Annotated in this window: 3 protein-coding genes; 2 read left to right on the forward strand and 1 reads right to left on the reverse strand. The window is 62.0% G+C overall.

What is annotated here, in order from left to right; translation table 11 throughout:
- Positions 1-750: MipA/OmpV family protein (locus EN969_RS27230; RefSeq protein WP_164758532.1), on the reverse strand; the 750-nt coding region annotated here is incomplete at its 3' end.
- A gap of 249 nt (positions 751-999) precedes the next feature.
- Between EN969_RS27230 and radC the strand changes: the two genes are divergently transcribed.
- Both radC and EN969_RS27240 read left to right on the forward strand, forming a co-directional pair.
- Positions 1,000-1,761: a DNA repair protein RadC gene (radC, locus tag EN969_RS27235; protein WP_013532006.1), complete on the forward strand. Its 762-nt coding sequence runs from the start codon at positions 1,000-1,002 to the stop codon at positions 1,759-1,761.
- Between the two features lie 110 nt (positions 1,762-1,871).
- Positions 1,872-2,316 (forward strand): glutamine amidotransferase (locus EN969_RS27240; RefSeq protein ID WP_245467517.1); only part of this gene is annotated, 445 nt, incomplete at its 3' end.

The following is a 2,316-nucleotide window of genomic DNA, read 5'->3' on the forward strand; positions in this document are numbered from 1 at the left end:
CACCATCCAGTTCTCGTCGAGCATATATGTGGCGGAAATCGAAAAATCGGCGCGCTTCAAACCGGCGCCGGCATCATAGCGCGCCAGCCCCGAGCGAGCCGATTGCTCGGGCGTGACACCAAAATAGGCCTGCATGTAATTTTCGTCGGCGAACACGGCGGACGCGCTGGCGCCGATCATCAACGATTGAGACAGAGGCCGGGTCACCTCGATCCCCACCCTGCCCTCCAGGCCATCGCTGCCGCCGATGGTCTTGTCCAGCTGCGCGAATATTTCGGCCGGACCGAACTTCGCCGCTGCCTTCACGCCGACCGTCGCGCCCATGTCGACATCCCCCAAGCCGCGCAGATGGTCGGAGTCGTCTTCCTTGCGGCCCATCTCATAGCCAAGCCGCGCGCTGAAGGCGAACGGTCCTTGTTCATAAACGGCGATGTTGGCACCAGTCGGATCGATCGTCACCGTGTCGAGGAATGTCGCCGTGACGAAAGGCACCGGCATGATCTTGAACTCATTGCTGCCCTCGTATTTGGGGACGATGATGGCGCCGCCGCCGAGCACGACGTGCCAGTCGGACAGTTTCTGTTCGAAGCGCCCGAAACGGGAAGGCTCGGGCGGCAGGGTAAAATCATCGGAATTCACCGCAATGGCGTCTGCCGCCAGCGCGCCGTCCGAATGGGCTGAAAGCAGGATTGCCATGACCGCAAGAGATGCCCGGCCGGCAAATAGTCCAGAGTCAATTTTGGCGAACATGCGTGCTCCAGTATAGCGAGGCAAAGAGCCTCCGATGGCGTCACCATGTCAGGTGAAAGTGGCCGCATGCGTTAAGTGATGTTAAGTTTTGTTGCGCAATCGTGGTTTCATCTTGCCGTATAGGGAGGCCCTAGGCTGACAGTGGGCTGCCACGATCTGCCGTGGATCGTCTCGCGATCGGAGAACGGAACTGTTTCAATCCAGGCCAGAACAGCTCTAATGTCTGTGCCGGAGCAATGTGGGCGGGGTATGGGGAACACAAGCGACGATGACGAGCGGAGTTTCTTCTCCGAAGCGCCGATGCGGCCTGCTGCGAAAGCCAAGGCGACGCTCGACGAAAAGCCGCATTACCTCGGCCATCGCGACCGCTTGCGCGAGCGCTTTGCCCTGGCGGGTCCGGACGCCCTGCCCGATTACGAACTTCTGGAACTTCTGCTCTTTCGCCTGATCCCTCGTGCCGACACCAAACCGGCGGCCAAGGCGCTGCTGGCACGCTTCGGCACGCTGGCCGAAGTGCTTGGCGCCCCGGTGGGCCTGCTGCAGGAGGTCAAGGGCATCGGCCCTGCGGTGGCACTCGACCTGAAAATCCTCGCCGCAACGGCGCAGCGCATGGCACGCGGCGAGGTCCACGGCCGCGAGATCCTCTCGTCCTGGCAGCAGCTCCTCGACTATTGCCGCTCAGCAATGGCCTTCGAGGCGCGCGAGCAGTTCCGCATCCTGTTCCTCGACAAGAAGAACGCGCTGATCGCCGACGAGGTGCAGCAGACGGGTACTGTCGACCACACGCCTGTCTACCCGCGAGAAGTGATCAAGCGGGCGCTCGAACTCTCGGCGACTGCCATTATCCTGGTCCACAATCACCCGTCAGGCGACCCGACGCCATCGCGCGCCGACATCGAGATGACGAAGGAGATCATCGACGCGGGCAAGCGGCTGGGCATCGCGGTGCACGACCACATCATCATCGGGCGGAAGGGATATGCCAGCATGAAGGGCCTGCTGCTGATCTGAGGTGGCAGGGCCGGCGCCAACGCCGATCGACCCCGACCACACGATCCCAGAGATCGGGGCGGGCGAAACCGGCTAGAACAAGCGACTGGCGGAATCAGGAGAGCACGATCATGGCGAAGACAAAAGTCCTTCTTGTCGGCGAAAGCTGGGTGAGTTCGGCGACCCACTACAAGGGGTTCGACCAGTTCGGCAGCGTCACCTTCCATCTCGGGGCAACGCCCCTGGTCGACGCCTTGAAGGACAGCGAATTCGATCTCGACTACATGCCCGCTCATGAGGCCGTCGAGAAGCTGCCTTTCACCATGGAAGGGCTGTCGCAATACAGGACGATCATCCTGTCCGACATTGGCGCAAACTCGCTGCTGCTTCATCCCGATGTCTGGCTGCACGGCAAGACAGTGCCGAACCGGCTCAAGCTCCTGCGCGACTGGACGCTGGCCGGCGGCGGCCTGATCATGATCGGCGGTTACTTCAGCTTCCAAGGCATTGACGGCAAGGCGCGCTGGCATCGCACGGCGGTCGAGGAGGCGCTGCCGGTGACCTGCCTTCCCAATG

Source organism: Mesorhizobium sp. M7A.F.Ca.CA.003.01.2.1, assembly GCF_003998945.1.
GTDB classification, from domain to species: Bacteria; Pseudomonadota; Alphaproteobacteria; order Rhizobiales; family Rhizobiaceae; genus Mesorhizobium; species Mesorhizobium ciceri.

Bases quoted from the DNA above. Each gene is read 5' to 3' on its own strand.
- radC (WP_013532006.1), top strand. From the start codon at position 1,000: ATGGGGAACACAAGCGACGATGACGAGCGGAGTTTCTTCTCCGAAGCG.